12 protein-coding genes are annotated in these 17,007 nt (G+C 48.1%); 8 read left to right on the forward strand and 4 right to left on the reverse strand.

Features of this window, described 5'->3' with window-relative positions:
• Window positions 1-255: 255 nt before the first annotated feature.
• The 4 genes from gcvP to BGP75_RS11280 form a co-directional block, all read right to left on the reverse strand.
• On the reverse strand, window positions 256-3,156 hold the full coding sequence (gcvP, locus tag BGP75_RS11265) for an aminomethyl-transferring glycine dehydrogenase (RefSeq protein WP_076718715.1): 2,901 nt from the start codon (window positions 3,154-3,156) through the stop codon (window positions 256-258).
• A gap of 135 nt (window positions 3,157-3,291) precedes the next feature.
• Window positions 3,292-3,684: a glycine cleavage system protein GcvH gene (gene gcvH, locus BGP75_RS11270; RefSeq protein ID WP_076718716.1), complete on the reverse strand. Its 393-nt coding sequence runs from the start codon at window positions 3,682-3,684 to the stop codon at window positions 3,292-3,294.
• Window positions 3,685-3,846: 162 nt separating this feature from the next.
• Complete coding sequence (gene glyA, locus BGP75_RS11275) at window positions 3,847-5,145, reverse strand: serine hydroxymethyltransferase (protein ID WP_076718717.1); 1,299 nt, start codon at window positions 5,143-5,145, stop codon at window positions 3,847-3,849.
• Between the two features lie 103 nt (window positions 5,146-5,248).
• On the reverse strand, window positions 5,249-6,628 hold the full coding sequence (locus tag BGP75_RS11280; RefSeq protein WP_076718718.1) for an L-serine ammonia-lyase: 1,380 nt from the start codon (window positions 6,626-6,628) through the stop codon (window positions 5,249-5,251).
• Between the two features lie 286 nt (window positions 6,629-6,914).
• Between BGP75_RS11280 and BGP75_RS11285 the strand changes: the two genes are divergently transcribed.
• From BGP75_RS11285 to lipA, 8 genes are all read left to right on the forward strand, one after another.
• On the forward strand, window positions 6,915-7,538 hold the full coding sequence (locus tag BGP75_RS11285) for a helix-turn-helix domain-containing protein (RefSeq protein WP_076718719.1): 624 nt from the start codon (window positions 6,915-6,917) through the stop codon (window positions 7,536-7,538).
• A gap of 763 nt (window positions 7,539-8,301) precedes the next feature.
• Window positions 8,302-9,324, forward strand: coding sequence for an amino acid ABC transporter substrate-binding protein (locus BGP75_RS11290; protein ID WP_076718720.1), 1,023 nt, complete (start codon window positions 8,302-8,304; stop codon window positions 9,322-9,324).
• A 134-nt stretch (window positions 9,325-9,458) separates the two neighbouring features.
• Window positions 9,459-10,649, forward strand: a complete 1,191-nt coding sequence (locus BGP75_RS11295) for an amino acid ABC transporter permease (RefSeq protein WP_076718721.1) — start codon at window positions 9,459-9,461, stop codon at window positions 10,647-10,649.
• Between the two features lies 1 nt (window position 10,650).
• A complete protein-coding gene (locus BGP75_RS11300; RefSeq protein ID WP_076718722.1) occupies window positions 10,651-11,754 on the forward strand; it encodes an amino acid ABC transporter permease in 1,104 nt (367 codons plus the stop codon).
• Window positions 11,755-11,864: 110 nt separating this feature from the next.
• The gene (locus tag BGP75_RS11305; protein WP_143821055.1) at window positions 11,865-12,593 is read left to right on the forward strand and encodes an amino acid ABC transporter ATP-binding protein; all 729 of its coding nucleotides are present in this window, start codon (window positions 11,865-11,867) and stop codon (window positions 12,591-12,593) included.
• 476 nt (window positions 12,594-13,069) lie between these two features.
• Entirely contained in the window at window positions 13,070-14,461 is a 1,392-nt protein-coding gene (locus tag BGP75_RS11310) for a sodium:alanine symporter family protein (protein WP_076718724.1), read from the forward strand.
• Window positions 14,462-14,611: 150 nt separating this feature from the next.
• Complete coding sequence (gcvT, locus tag BGP75_RS11315; protein WP_076719283.1) at window positions 14,612-15,742, forward strand: glycine cleavage system aminomethyltransferase GcvT; 1,131 nt, start codon at window positions 14,612-14,614, stop codon at window positions 15,740-15,742.
• A gap of 291 nt (window positions 15,743-16,033) precedes the next feature.
• Entirely contained in the window at window positions 16,034-16,975 is a 942-nt protein-coding gene (gene lipA, locus BGP75_RS11320; protein ID WP_076718725.1) for a lipoyl synthase, read from the forward strand.
• The last annotated feature ends 32 nt before the right edge of the window (window positions 16,976-17,007 follow it).

Raw genomic sequence — 17,007 nt, forward strand, 5'->3', positions numbered from 1 at the left:
ATATCAGTTTTGGGGCTTAGTGCGAAGGCTGACTGCAGTAGTTAACTCGGCTTCCGTGCGGATTTCTTTACCACAACCCAGTGCATTTATTGATATTGATCAGCTGCTGATACAAAAAGAATATAGGGACCCAGAGTTTATACAGTAACCATAGCTGATTTCTTCCTCCAAACCACATTACCACCAGAAAAGACTCTACCTGGATATAATAAAAAAGGGCGCAAATGCGCCCTTTTTAAACGTCACAATTATTGATTATCGATAACTGTCAATCCCAGGACAAGAACAGATAAAGTTACGATCACCATACACGTTGTCAATGCGGTTAGCTGTTGGCCAATACTTGCTGTCTTTCAGCGAAGCAACAGGAAACACCGCCTGTTCACGACTGTAAGGACGGTCCCACTGAGCACTAACCAGATCGTTTTGAGTGTGCGGCGCATTCTTCAACAGGTTGTTGTCAGCGTCCACCAGCCCGTTTTCGACCTGCTCTATTTCATGTCTGATGGATATCATCGCCTCGATAAATCGATCAAGCTCCATTTTCGATTCAGATTCTGTCGGTTCGATCATCAACGTCCCTGGCACCGGGAAAGACATGGTCGGGGCATGGAAGCCATAATCCATCAAACGCTTGGCGATATCTTCTTCACTGATACCGCTGGACTCCTTAAGTGGGCGAATATCAACAATACATTCATGAGCCACTCTGTTATTGCGTCCCCGATAAAGGATAGGGTAATGCTCAGATAGTTTTTCAGTCAGATAATTGGCATTCAGTATTGCCACTTGAGTGGATTTCTTCAGCCCCTCGGCTCCCAACATCGCGCAATAAGCCCAGGATATCGGAAGGATCGAGCCGGAACCAAAGGGCGTGGCAGATACTGCACCCATCTCTTCTCGCGGTCCCTCAATTGGGCTGACCTTATGATTCGGCAAGAATGGCGCCAAGTGGCTTTTAACACCAATCGGTCCCATACCTGGCCCACCACCACCATGAGGGATGGCAAAGGTCTTATGAAGATTGAGATGAGAAACATCGGAACCAATATCTCCAGGCTTGGAAAGTCCGACCTGAGCGTTCATGTTGGCCCCATCCATGTACACCTGACCGCCATTATCATGGATGATCTGACATATGTCCTTGATGCTTTCTTCAAAGACGCCGTGTGTAGACGGATAAGTGATCATAATGCAGGAAAGGCTATCCCGGTGCAGCTCAGCTTTTGCCTTAAGATCATCAACATTTACATTCCCCTGCTCATCACATTCAACAACAATAACCTTCAGAGCGGCCATCGCTGCGGAAGCAGGATTAGTACCGTGAGCAGAGCTTGGAATCAGACAAATATCCCGATGCCCCTGGCCCAGACTCTGCTGATATTTGCGAATCGCCAGTAAGCCGGCATATTCTCCCTGAGCGCCGGAATTCGGTTGCATGGATACATTGTCGTATCCGGTAATCTCAACCAGCATCGCTTCAAACTCTTTCAGCAACTGCATATAACCCTGAACCTGATCACGGGGGGCAAACGGGTGGAGATTGGCAAACTCAGGCCAGGTAACAGGGATCATCTCGGCGGTCGCATTCAATTTCATGGTGCAGGAACCGAGCGGTATCATGCCATGAGTCAGGCTGAAGTCCTTGTTCTCCAAACGCTTCAGATAGCGCAACATTTCAGTTTCAGAGTGATAACTGTTAAATACCGGATGCGTCAAAAACTCAGAAGTGCGACGTAATTCAGCAGGCAAACCACAACGGGTACCCGCAGCCAGGGATGCATCGATTGTCTCAAAGTTAATATCGACATCACTGTTGCCAAGAATAACAGCACATAGCTGCCGCAAGTCAGCCAATTCAGTGGTTTCATCAAAACTAATGGCCAGCTTATCCTGATCCAGGGCACGCAAGTTCAAGCCAGCAGTATAACCACGCTGCAATATCTCCTGCTGTTGATCACCAACCACCAGCGTCAATGTATCGAACCAGGAGTCATTCAGCAGTGTTATCCCCTGCTCTTTCAGAGCCAGCGCGAGAATGGAGGTCAAACGCTGAACTCGCTCGGCAATACGCTTAAGCCCATCAGGACCATGATAAACAGCATAGAACCCAGCCATATTGGCTAACAAAGCCTGGGCGGTACAAATATTGGAATTAGCTTTCTCACGACGTATATGCTGCTCACGAGTCTGCATTGCCATACGAAGAGCAGGGTTCCCCCTGGAGTCAACAGAAACACCGATGATTCGGCCCGGTGCAGAGCGTTTAAACTTATCACGAGTGGCAAAGAATGCAGCATGAGGGCCACCAAAACCCATAGGTACACCAAAACGCTGCGCCGAGCCGAACACCACATCCGCATCCAGCTCACCCGGTGCTTTCAACATTATCAGGCTGAGCAGGTCCGTTGCTACCGCGGCTAACGCTTTCTGTTCATGAGCTTTTTTGATTAACCCTTCAATATCACTGATACGACCGCTGGTACCCGGGTACTGAAGCAATACCCCGAAGGCATCTTCGGTGTCCAGTAGCTCGTCAATATTACCGACCAACACCTCAAAGCCAAAGTATTCAGCACGGGTTTTAATCACATCCAGGCTCTGAGGATGAGTCTCATCAGAAACCAGGAACAGATTGCTTTTCTTACGATTGGCACGTTTACACAGCGCCATCGCCTCAGCGGCAGCCGTTGCTTCATCCAGCAGGGAAGCGTTGGCCAGATCCATCCCGGTCAAATCCATCACCATCTGCTGAAAGTTCAGCAAAGCCTCCAAACGGCCCTGGGCGATTTCAGGCTGGTAAGGGGTATAAGCGGTATACCAGCCAGGATTTTCCATCACGTTACGCAAAATAACTGCGGGGGTCAGCGTATTGTAATAGCCTTGACCGATGTATGACTTATTAACCTGATTTCTGGCTGCCATTTTACCAAGGTATTCCAGGACTTCACGCTCCGAGCGTGGTGCAGCCAGCGCCAGTTCTCCCGGCAAACGTATAGCTTCAGGAACAGTCTGGCCGATCAACTCATCAACGGACTCAACACCCAGGGTCGCCAGCATGGATTGTACCTGGGCTTCATTCGGGCCCAGATGACGTCCGACAAACTCCTCGGTGAACTCAAGCGCCTTCAGGCGTGGAGATACGGTAGCGGTCATAGTGATACCTATAACAATGGCGGCCTAAACACTGAAATCAGAGGCCAGCAACACAATAAAATCGGAAAAAACGGCTCAATAACCAAAAATTGATTAAAGAGCCGTTGCCGAGTTGACTCTTAAATGCCGAAGTATCTATTCACTCTCGGCAACAACAGCTTGGTAGCCAGAAGCATCCAGCAGTGCACCGATCTCTGCGGCGTCATCAATGCGTAGCTTGGCAATCCAGCCGTTTTCGTACGGATCTTCGTTAATCGTTTCGGGAGCGTCTTCCAGCGCATCATTTACCGCAATAACTTCTCCGCCAACCGGGCTGTATACATCCGAAGCAGCCTTAACCGATTCAACCAGAGAGATATCATCCCCAGCACTCAGCGTACGACCAACTTCCGGCAGTTCAACGAATACCACGTCGCCCAATAATTCCTGTGCATGATCTGAGATACCAAAGGTGACTGTCCCGTCCCCATTGTCCAACACCCATTCATGACTTTTGGCGAAACGCAGATTAGTTGGGATATTGCTCATAGTCTTATTCCTGAATTCCAATATTCTTAATTTTCAAACATCTATTTAATGTTGTTAAACAATGCCAATCCGGCACTGCTTAACAACTGAATCAAAAATCTTCAACAACCGGGCTTGATCGCCTCATCAACAGCATTTATCGATCAGCCACTGACATTGCCGTTATCGGTACAGCGGGAAACGTTTGCAAAGCGCTTCGATCTGCTCAAGGACCTGCTGCTCAACCTGACTGTTGTCTTCAGGGTTCGCTGCCAAGCCGTCTAAAACATCATTGATCAGATGACCAATCTGACGGAATTCTTCAACCCCGAACCCCCGACTCGTACCTGCTGGCGTCCCCAGTCGAATTCCGGAGGTCACCATCGGTTTTTCGGGATCAAATGGGATACCGTTTTTATTACAGGTAATTCCGGCACGCTCCAGGCTATGTTCAACCGCGTTCCCCTTCAGCCCCTTAGGTCGCAAATCCACCAGCATAAGGTGGGTGTCGGTACCGCCTGTGACAATATCGCAGCCACGTTCGACCATAACCTCCGCCAATGCGTGAGCGTTATCCAGAACCTGCTGAATATAATCTTTAAAATTCGGCTGCAAGGCTTCACCAAAGGCAACGGCCTTAGCCGCAATAACATGCATCAACGGCCCACCTTGAAGTCCCGGAAACACAGCAGAATTAATCTTCTTGCCTATTTCCAGGCTATTGCTGAGGATCATGCCACCCCGGGGGCCACGCAAGGTTTTGTGAGTAGTGGTCGTCACCACATCAGCATATGGCAATGGGCTCGGATGAAGACCTGTAGCAATCAGCCCGGCAATATGAGCCATATCAACCATCAGGTAGGCCCCCACTTTGTCGGCTATTTCACGAAAGCGGGCGAAGTTGAGTTCACGAGGAATAGCTGAGCCACCCGCTATGATCATTTTCGGCTGATGCTCAACCGCCAATGCCTCAACCGCATCATAATCGATACGGCAATCCTTCTCGCTTACCCCATATTGGACAGCATTAAACCACTTACCGGAAAGAGCCGGTCTGGCACCATGAGTCAGATGTCCTCCGGCATCCAGTGACATGCCTAGAACAGTATCACCGGGCTGTAGCAGCGCCAGCATCACCGCGCCGTTGGCCTGTGCTCCAGAGTGGGGCTGGACGTTAACAAACTCACAATTAAATAATTGCTTAGCGCGATCAATTGCCAGTTGTTCAGCTTCATCAACAAACTCGCATCCACCGTAATAGCGGCGGCTTGGATAGCCTTCAGCATATTTATTGGTCAGCACAGTACCCTGGGCTTCCATTACCGCTTTGGAAACGATATTTTCAGAAGCTATCAGTTCAATCTGAGATTCCTGACGGTCAAACTCTCGCTCCACCGCTGATTTAATCGCAGGGTCGATATCTGCCAGATTGGCTGTAAAGAAGTTTTCACGCTGCTGATCGTTTGCGTAAAGGTCTGTCATGATGTTCTACCCTCTAATCATATTGCCGGGCTTACTGATAATCGAACAGAAGGACTAAACTCTGCTCGTTGCTTGTATATCTTGGTTGCTACTGACTGAGTGCCTAACAGGCGACAACGTTAACCGCCAATCCTCCCTGGGACGTTTCCTTGTATTTTTCCTGCATATCAATTCCAGTCTGGCGCATGGTTTCAATGACACTATCCAAAGGAACCCGATGACTGCCGTCACCCCGGAGGGCTAACCGTGCAGCATTAATGGCCTTAACAGCTCCCATGGTGTTGCGCTCGATGCAAGGCACCTGCACTAACCCGTCGATAGGGTCACAGGTCAATCCAAGATTGTGCTCCATACCAATCTCTGCAGCATTTTCAATTTGTTCATTACTGCCTCCCAACACCGCTGTCAGTCCGGCGGCCGCCATAGAACAAGCAACACCCACTTCTCCCTGGCAACCGACTTCAGCAGCAGAAATTGATGCATTTTTCTTGTACAGCATCCCAATCGCTGCGGAAGTACAGACAAAATCACGAATACCTTCAGGGCCAGCCCCCGGCACAAATCGATGGTAATAAGCCAACACCGCTGGGATGACTCCAGCAGCTCCGTTTGTTGGTGCCGTCACGACACGTCCACCGGCGGCGTTTTCTTCATTAACCGCCATCGCATACAGATTAATCCAGTCCATCACCGTCAACTGGTCCCGCAACGCAGCTTCAGGGCTATCGACCAGCTCTTTTTTCAACGAATGAGCACGTCGCTTGACACCAAGACCACCGGGCAATTCACCGGTTTCGCGGCAACCTCGTTCAATACAGGCTTCCATTACTTGCCAGATGTCCTGAATACCCGCCTCAATATCGATATCGGGATTAATGGCACGCTCGTTGGCAATAACGACTTCGGCGATACTTATTCCGGCCTCTCGACCACGTTCTAATAATTCTCTACCGGTTTCAAAGGGATAGGGGATTTCTACAGAAGCAGTACTGGTAACGGAGCTCTGAATTTCATCTTCACAGAGCACAAAACCACCACCGACTGAAAAATAGGTACGACTGTAAAAAAGAACACCCGCTTCATCAAAAACGTCAAAGCGCATACCGTTGGGATGCTGTGGCAAGGACTCACCGAATAAAAACAGCAGATCGGACTTTTCATCAAAACGAATGGCATGAGTACCATTAAGGTTTAACGACTTGCTTTGACGAACAGTATTGATAAAAACCGGAATCTGATCGGGATCAACGCTATCGGGACTGTGACCAAGAAGCCCGACCAGGGTTGCTATATCAGTCGCATGACCCTTTCCAGTCATAGCTAAAGAGCCATAAAGAGAAACCCGAAGTCTGCTTACCCGATTAATGAGTTGCTTGGATTCAAGCAAATTAAGAAAACGATTAGAGGCACACATCGGCCCGACAGTGTGAGAACTGGAAGGACCAACTCCAATCTTAAACAGGTCAAACAGACTTAGTGACATCCGAACTCTCCGTTACTGGAGGCGCTGCCCGCCTCTCTTTCGTTATTCTTTGTCAATTTCTCCAGTCACTGCGGCAAAAAACTGCTCAGAAATCGAACAATTGCAGTACTGAAACAAGAGATTATCACCCACAGGAAACACAATCAACAAAAATTTCCTATTGGAAACTTTTGTGAATAACGAGCTAAATACGACATCAGTGTACCCAACAATGCCACTCCCCGTGCCCGCTCTCGTTGATTGGTGTATCATATTGAAAAATAAGCATGAGCCTGGAGCACTAGCAATGGCGGAAGATCCCAGCCAATTTTTTTCAGTTGAGGAAACCGAGACTCTCGGCACCGAGTCCACCGTCGAACCCCTGCAGCTGGGTAAGCGAGTCAAAGACATTCGTCTAAGTCACAACCTGACTTTGGAGGAAGCCAGTAAACGCACAGGGTTAGCCAGATCAACACTGTCCAAAATTGAAAATGAACAGATATCTCCGACCTTCACCGCAGTGCAGAAGCTGGCGAAAGGGTTGAATATTGATATACCGCAGTTATTCTCCTCTCCCAAGGAATCCCGCACCGCAGGCCGAAGAGATATTACCCGCAAGAATGAAGGCAAACCCCACCCGACACCTACCTATGAACATGAGATGTTGGCAGCACAACTCAGCAATAAGAAGATTCTGCCCTACAAAACTACAGTACGGGCACGAAATTTTTCTGAATACCCGAGCTGGGTAAGGCATGACGGAGAAGAGTTCATGCTTGTTCTGAAAGGCTCGGTAATATTGCACACGGAATTCTACGAGCCTGTAGAAATGTTCGAGGGGGATAGCACCTATTACGATGGTGGCATGGGACATGCCCTTGTTTCCACAAGTGAAGAAGATGCCGAAGTACTTTGGGTGACTTCCAGTTAGGAGCCTGTAATCCAATTAATTCTAAACAGAGTGTCGATCTGGATACTGTTTCTATCTGAATATCACTTCCGGTTAGAGTAACTGTCTGCATAACAGAACCGACAGTTACTCTAAGGAGCAGCTACCCATATCAGTTACGCAGCCCTACATAAGCGATGCTGTCTTATCATAAGCGCTACCCAGCTCTCCTCATCAGCCTGCTGATCATTGAACTTCAATACCTGTAAAAATCAATTCCCCTCAAGACCTATCCCAGTTATCCAGATATCCCAACCCCGTCGTAAAATCCGATACATGACTATATCCATGGGCTGGCTCCTTACCACCTGTCGACAAGAACCCGCTATCTTGCTCGCGGTCAGGTTAAACACTTGACCAACTACGTATGAATACTGTTTACCACTCTGGGTCGGCTCCCGCTGAAAGAATATGAGCAGCTAGAAATCAATCCTAATGCACTAAAACGTACATATGGCGCCAGTTGATGCTGTTAACGAGACAGCTAGCAGCCACAGACACCAACTAGAGATATTGTTGACTACAGGGGCTTTTGCTTCAATCAATACAGCTAGCTGAAGCTGCTCGCCCTTTGAAATTCTTCATGCCCCAAACGGCCACGGAGTTCTAATGTGCGACACCGGTGACCTGTATCTTGTATTGATTAACCGGGGCTCTCAGTTTTGGCTCGATAACTACGACTAATGACAAGAATTAACAGTGGTTTGTCTGGTATCAGGCAGTCTAATAATTAGAAGGAATAATCATGAAAAAACTTGCGTCTGTAGCAGCGGTTTCCGCTATCGCCATGGGGCTAAGCGCTGGAGCACAAGCAGAGGAAACTTTGGATTCTGTTAAGAGCAAAGGTTTCGTTCAGTGCGGTGTTAGTACAGGTTTACCTGGCTTTTCCAACCCTGACGAAAAAGGCAACTGGCAGGGCCTGGACGTTGACGTTTGTCGCGCAGTAGCAGCAGCCGTTCTGGGTGATGCATCTAAAGTTAAGTATATTCCTCTTACCGCGAAAGAGCGCTTCACTGCATTGCAGTCTGGTGAAATCGACATTTTGTCCCGTAACACCACCTGGACTCAAACCCGCGACACAAAACTGGGTCTGAACTTTGCCGGCGTTAACTACTATGACGGTCAGGGCTATATGGTCAGCAAGAGCCTGGGCGTTAAGAGTGCGTTGGAATTAGACGGTGCAGCCGTGTGTATCCAGTCTGGTACAACTACCGAGCTTAACCTGTCTGACTATTTCCGTGAGCACAAGATGTCTTACACGCCTGTCGTATTCGACACTTCTGACCAGACGGTTAAAGGTTTTGAAGCCGGTCGCTGTGACGTTTTGACATCTGACCAATCCCAGCTTTACGCCCTGCGCATCAAGCTGGCTGATCCAAGTTCAGCGATGGTTCTACCGGAAGTTATTTCTAAGGAACCACTAGGACCCGTTGTTCGTCAAGGCGACGACCAGTGGTTCAATATCGTCAAGTGGTCTTTGAACGCAATGATCAATGCTGAAGAGCTGGGTCTCACTTCTGCGAATGCTGATGAAATGAGCAAAAGCAGCACCAACCCAGGTATTAAACGTCTTGTTGGTAAAGAAGGTCCTAAGGGCGAAGGCCTGGGTCTGAATGACGACTGGGCATTCCAGATCATCAAGCAAGTCGGTAACTACGGCGAAGCTTTTGAGCGTAACGTTGGTACTGGCTCACCGCTTAAGATCTCTCGTGGCAACAATGCTCTCTGGAGCAAAGGCGGATTCCTGTACGCACCTCCAATGCGTTAACAGGTCATTGGTTATCAGCCACCGATAGCATCAGTTATCGGTGGCTTTGTTGTAGTAAGACGCAGTAAAAGCATCACACCTCATGATGATGTTATAAAAATTACAATAAGCAATACTCTCCAGGAGACTCATCTATGCCAGCTGATTTAGATCAAAGCTCGGCTCCTGCCTCCAAAACGAAATTCTGGAATGACCCGGATAAGCGGGCAATCCTTTTTCAAATAATAATCGTTGTTTTGGTGGTCGGAACTATAGGTCACTTTGTCAGCAACGCACTGACCAACTTGGAAACTCGAGGAATTACCACCGGTTTCGGCTTTCTATCCCAGTCATCCGGCTTCGATATTCTACTCACACTCATACCATACGATGCCACCTATACTTTCGGTCACACCTTTGTAGTAGGTCTGCTCAACACTCTTCTGGTTGGTTTTTTAGGAGTCGTGCTGGCAACTATTCTTGGCTTTATCATGGGCGTCGCTCGATTATCCAATAACTGGCTAATCTCAAAGCTTGCCATGTGCTATATCGAAACATTTCGAAATATCCCGCTACTCTTGCAGATATTCTTTTGGTACGTTGCTGTTCTCGGCCCATTGCCTGGACCACGCCAAAGTATTGAGATCGGCAGCGCATTTCTGAACAACCGTGGCCTTTATACACCCGCTCCTGTTTTTGAATCCGGTTTCTGGTTTGTTGTTGTCGCATTTTTCGCTGCAATAGCACTGTGCTGGTACCTGGTACGCTGGAATCACCGACGTCAGGACCTCACAGGACAGCAATTCCCGATCTTTTGGAGTTCTGTTGGCATTTTGATTGCCGTTCCTTTGGTAGTCTATTTCTTCGCAGGCTCTCCTATGAGCTGGGACTACCCTGAGCTTAAAGGATTTAACTTCAAAGGCGGTAACGTCATTATCCCGGAACTTACTGCGCTATTGCTCGCGTTAACCATATACACGGCAGCATTTATAGCAGAGATTGTCCGCTCTGGTATTGAAGCGGTTAACAAAGGCCAGACAGAGGCGTCGCACGCACTGGGAATAAGCAACGCTAAGACATTACGCCTTATCGTTATACCTCAAGCACTTCGAGTCATTATTCCGCCTTTAACCAGTCAGTATTTGAATCTTATCAAGAACTCTTCCCTGGCAACGGCTATCGGTTACCCGGACTTGGTTGCAGTGTTCATGGGCACAACCCTAAACCAGACAGGCCAGGCAATCGAAATAATCTTTATGACAATGGCCGTCTACCTGACGATAAGCTTGCTGGTTTCAGCCTTTATGAACTGGTACAACAAAATTATGGCATTGGCGGAGCGTTAAAATGATTGTTAATGACAATAAGATTCCTGATATGCCGCCCCCGGCCAGCACGGTTGGTGCAGTGGGATGGTTAAGAAAAAATTTATTTTCCAGCTGGGCTAACAGCATACTCACGGTTGTGGTCGGATACATCGTGATCTCCAACCTGATACCGCTAATCGATTGGGTTTTCCTAACCTCCGATTGGCTTGGTGACAGTAGAGAAGATTGCACCAGTGGTGGTGCGTGCTGGGTATTTATTACGGTACGCTTAGAACAGTTTATTTACGGCTTTTACCCCGAATCAGAATATTGGCGTATCAACACAATTTTTGTGATGCTGGCTGGATTGATTGCTGCGCTCATATTCGAGGGTACCCCCAAGAAGGGATGGTTGGGAGCCTTCACTTTGTTGATTTTCCCAATCATTGCATTCTATCTGCTCTATGGCGGAGCCTTTGACCTGGAAGTTGTTGAAACTCACAAATGGGGGGGATTAAGCCTGACTCTGGTACTGGCCTGTGTCGGTATCGTGGCATCGCTTCCATTTGGGGTGTTGCTGGCTTTAGGTCGCCGCTCAAATATGCCTATAGTACGGAGCCTCTCCACCGCCTTTATCGAAATATGGCGCGGAGTGCCTTTAATCAGCGTGCTGTTTATGGCTTCAGTTATGCTTCCGCTGTTCGTATCTGGCGAAACCAGTATGGATAAGCTGCTAAGAGCTCTGATTGGTATCACCATGTTCCAATCAGCCTATATGGCAGAGGTTATCCGAGGCGGATTACAGGCCATCCCTAAAGGCCAATATGAAGCAGCCATGGCACTGGGGCTTAACTACTGGAAATCCATGGGGTTAATAATCCTCCCTCAGGCCCTAAAACTGATGATCCCCGGGATCGTAAACACCTTTATAGCCCTGTTCAAGGATACCAGCCTGGTGCTTATCATCGGTTTGTTTGACTTGTTGGCTATCGTACAGGCCGCGTTGTCTGATCCTAAGTGGCTGGGTTATTCCGTTGAAGGCTATGTTTTTGTCGCCTTTGTATTCTGGATTTTCTGCTTCAGCATGTCTCGCTACAGCCAGGCACTGGAAAGAAAACTACATACAGGGCACGGTGCGCGCTAAGAGACGCACATTGATCTGAGCACGTTTGCATCTTGAAGATGATGCAGCCAGAACAAGAATTCCAGGAGTATTTAATGTCTACACAAAATAATAACGTCTCTAGCGAAATAATGATCCAGTTAAAGGGCGTAAACAAATGGTACGGAGAGTTTCACGTACTAAAGGATATTGATCTTTCCGTCAGCAAGGGTGAGCGAATCGTTGTCTGTGGTCCATCCGGGTCAGGGAAATCGACGATGATCCGTTGTCTGAATCGATTGGAAGAACATCAGCAGGGACAAATACTGGTAGGGAAGACGGAACTGACCAATGACATCAAGAATATCGAGACTATTCGTCGCGAAGTCGGCATGGTATTTCAGCACTTTAACCTTTTTCCTCATCTGACCGTGTTGGAAAACTGCTGTCTTGCCCCTATCTGGGTACGAAAAGTCCCTCGTAAAGATGCTGAAGCTACAGCAATGAAGTACCTGGAACGGGTTAAGATTCCTGACCAGGCATACAAGTATCCAGGACAGCTTTCCGGTGGTCAGCAACAGCGGGTAGCAATTGCGCGCAGTCTCTGCATGAATCCGGAGGTGATGCTGTTTGATGAGCCCACATCTGCACTTGACCCTGAAATGATCAAGGAAGTGCTGGATGTTATGATCGAGCTGGCTCATGAGGGTATGACCATGATCTGTGTAACCCACGAAATGGGCTTCGCAAAAACCGTAGCCAATCGAGTAATCTTCATGGATGGAGGTCAGATTATTGAAGAAAACAATCCGCATGAATTCTTTGATAACCCTCAATCTGAGCGTACTCAGCTGTTCTTGAGCCAAATTTTGGCGCACTAAGCAGTATTTGAGACACTGGCCCGTATTAACCTATTGAACGACTGACCGGGACGGATCCCCGGTAAAAACATAACCATACAGAAAGGGCGCTATTCAGCGCCCTTTCCTTTTATCTCCCCACTTCTCCCGCTATTTTCCTCTTAAACCTGTTTTCAATCACAATTTTTCAAATAGGAAAATTTTTCTTTTATACACCTATGCTGCTGACTTTGCACAAAGTCATTTCGATTCATGTGGTTATGAGTTTATCCTGCTGTTTTCTGTTTTTCTCATATGCTACTTGCTAAGTTTTACCTTGCCAAATACAGTCAATTTGAGTATTTTGTTTCCAATACGAAACTTTGTTGATCTGACTGCCGGGTTGATCGACATTTTCTCTAAACATTTACGTTTAGAGGGTCTGTTCCAGAACAAGATAAATTTTCGTATTTCATAAAGCGGGAAAACAATTAAAAACCTGTGGAGGGTAATACACGATGGAAGCGCTCACTGAGCTACTCGGTACCATCAATGGAATCGTCTGGGGTCCATGGATGTTGTTTTTTATCTTAGCTGTGGGATTTTTCTTACAGGTAGGTTTGAAACTGATGCCAATTCTCAAACTGGGAACGGGCTTTAAATTACTTCTCGGAGGACGCTCTGCTTCTTCAGAAGATCAAAAAGAAGGAGAAATCTCTCCTTTCAACGCTCTCATGACATCTCTTTCCGCGACGATTGGTACTGGCAATATCGCGGGTGTCGCAACGGCCGTATTTCTGGGAGGCCCGGGAGCGCTATTCTGGATGTGGATGACTGCTTTGGTCGGTATGGCAACAAAGTATTCTGAAGCAGTCCTGGCTGTTAAATATCGTGAAGTAGACGAAGAGGGCAACCACGTCGGTGGCCCTATGTACTACATCAAAAATGGCCTTGGCAAAAAATGGGCTTGGTTGGGAACCACTTTCGCAGTCTTCGGCATGATTGCCGGGTTCGGCATTGGTAATGGCGTTCAATCAAACTCGGTAGCCAGCGTCATTGAAAGCAACTTCGGCGTATCCACATGGGTAACCGGCCTGATCCTGATGGTTTTCGTTGGCGCGGTGTTACTCGGCGGTATCAAGCGCATCGGTAACGTAGCCGGCGCTTTGGTTCCGTTTATGGCTATCGCTTATCTGATTGCTGGACTTATCGTGTTGGCAATTAACTCGGCAGAACTTCCAGCGGCTCTGGACCTGGTGTTTACCCATGCGTTCTCCCCTGCTGCTGCAGAAGGCGGATTTGCCGGAGCTGCGGTTTGGGCGGCCATACGATTCGGCGTCGCTAGAGGTGTCTTCTCCAACGAAGCAGGACTGGGGTCCGCTCCTATTGCTCACGCAGCGGCGCAAACCAATGAGCCCGTCCGCCAGGGGCTTATCGCCATGCTGGGTACCTTTATCGATACGATCATTATCTGCTCCATTACTGGTTTAGTAATTATTACGTCAGGAGCCTGGACCGGAGGCGAGTCTGGTGCAGCCTTGACTTCAGCAGCGTTCGCTACAGCCCTGCCAGGGATAGGTAATTACCTGGTTGCCGTTTCTTTAGCAGTCTTTGCCTTCACCACGATCCTGGGATGGAGTCTTTACGGTGAACGTTGCGCAGAATACCTGTTTGGCGTAAAAGTGATCGTACCATTTCGGGTCCTCTGGATTCTTGCGGTTCCTGCTGGTGCAGCGATTTCACTGGATTTCGTTTGGTTGCTGGCGGACACTCTAAACGCAATGATGGCAATTCCCAATTTGATCGCTCTGATGCTGTTGAGCCCGGTCGTATTTAAATTAACGAAAGAATACTTCGCTAAAATTGAAGCACAGAAAGTCTCTGAAGCTTCAACAAAGCAAAGCTCTTAATACCTTTGAACGGGAATCCGAAGAGGCAGATTAGCATTAATCTGTCTCTTCAGAATCCCAATCATGAATGGTTATAACATCGCCCACTACCAGCAACCTTTTCAGGCGACATTGATTTTGAAATCAAACAACGAATCATTGGAGTTACACATGGCCGAAGCAACTAACAACCCACTAGCAAAAACACCTCTTTATGACCTCCATGTGAAGTTGGGCGGAAAGATGGTTCCCTTCGCGGGATATGAAATGCCTGTGCAATATCCAATGGGTGTGAAGAAAGAACACTTGCATACTCGTTCACAGGCAGGTTTATTCGATGTATCACATATGGGCCAAGTTCGGCTAAAAGGTGAAAATGCAGCTGCAGCGCTAGAAAAGCTTGTTCCTGTAGACATCATTGATCTGCCGTCTGGCAAACAACGTTACGCCCTCTTTACTAACGATAATGGTGGTGTAATGGATGACCTTATGGTCAGCAATTTAGGCGATCATCTTTTTGTTGTTGTTAACGCAGCCTGCAAACAGCAGGACATCGCGCACATGCAGGCCAACCTTGGTGAAGGTGTGGAAATAGAAGTCCTGGAGGACAGAGCCTTGTTAGCCCTGCAAGGACCGGAAGCGGCAACTGCGTTATCTCGCATTGTTCCGGAAGTTGCCAAGATGCTATTTATGGATTCCCAACTGATCACTATTGAAGGGGTTGACTGCATTATCGGCCGTGCAGGCTACACCGGAGAAGACGGTTACGAAATATCTATACCGGCAGACAAGGCGGAGTTTATCGCCACCTTATTGCTGGATTTAGCCGAAGTTGAGTTCATTGGACTGGGTGCTCGTGATTCCCTGCGACTGGAAGCAGGTCTTTGCCTTTACGGACATGATATTGATCCCACAACAACTCCCGTTGAAGCTTCCTTATTATGGGCTATCAGTAAAAACCGTCGTGCTGAAGGAAGTCGAGCAGGAGGATTTCCCGGAGCAGATATCATTCTTGACCAGATTCAAACCAAGGATGTAAAACGCAAAAGAGTTGGATTACTCGGGCAAGGGCGTGCTCCCGTTCGAGAAGGTAGTGACATTGTGAATGCTCAAGGCGAAAAGGTTGGCGTGGTTACCAGTGGCAGTTTTGGCCCCAGCGCCAACGCGCCGGTTGCTATGGCTTACGTAGGCATCGAATACGCAGCACTGGACACTGAACTTTACGCACTGGTGCGTGGTAAGCAGCTCCCAATGAATGTCGCTAAAACCCCATTTGTACCTCAACGCTATTATCGCGGTTGATCGATGGATAGTTATTAGCTAATGGTGCCGGTTAGTCTTAAACATAAAGACTGGACTAACTGATCGCACTGCTGCCAATCGTGAGAAACTCTGAATTTGGGCTGCTCGACCGCCTGCCACAACTTCCCTTTCGTTGTGGCAGGCGGAAGCATTCACCGATACTCATGCTTATCCCCGGCCCCCATCCGAATAGCACCCAAATAAAAGCAGTATCTAAATAAAAGCAGTATCCTGCAAGAAATGTAAAAACCCAATGCAGTAACCAACCTTAAGTAAAGCTCGGAGGAAAAAATGGATCTGATAGAATTGACGCAGCTAAAAGGCGAATCAAAAATGTCCCGTCTGAAGATCAAGCCAGATCCAGAGCGTCAACGCTTACGCAAACCCGAGTGGATTCGTATCGACCCTCGAAGTAATAAAAACATCTCAAAAGTGAAGGCAGAACTCCGGGATAAGGGCTTACACACCGTTTGTGAGCAGGCCTCCTGTCCAAATCTCGCCGAGTGTTTTAGTAAAAAAACAGCCACTTTTATGATCATGGGAGCAATCTGCACAAGACGCTGCCCATTTTGTGATGTGGCCCACGGTAAGCCAATGCCGTTAAACGAAAAAGAACCCCAGGATATGGCCCGCACCATTCGTAAGTTAGGGCTGAAATACGCCGTCATTACCTCTGTTGATCGTGATGATCTGAGAGATGGCGGGGCCGGTCATTTTGCTGACTGCGTCAGGGAAATCCGAAAACGTTCACCGGAGGTTCGTATCGAGACACTGGTTCCAGACTTTCGTGGGAAAATGGATATTGCCCTGAACGTATTGGGAACAGCACTGCCGAACGTTTTAAATCACAACATGGAAACGGTGCCCAGACTTTACCAGCAGTGTCGCCCTGGTGCTGACTACCAGTGGTCCCTGACTTTACTGAAACAGTTTAAACAGCTTTATCCTGAAGTGGTTACCAAATCGGGTCTTATGGTTGGGCTGGGAGAAACGATTGAGGAAATTATTGAAGTGATGAAAGATCTTCGCGCGCATGGCGTCGAAATGGTGACCATCGGCCAATACCTCCAACCCAGCAAACACCACCTTGCCGTAGAGCGATATGTAACACCCGAAGAATTCAAACAACTGGAAAGCACTGGTTACGAGTTAGGTTTTGAGAACGTTGCCAGCGGTCCGATGGTCCGCTCTTCCTACCACGCAGACCTTCAGGCCGATGGGCAGCAGCTGTAAAAGGATAGCCGCTGCTTCGTCGTGCCAGGCCG

The organism is Motiliproteus sp. MSK22-1, from assembly GCF_001968815.1.
Lineage (GTDB): Bacteria > Pseudomonadota > Gammaproteobacteria > Pseudomonadales > Balneatricaceae > Motiliproteus.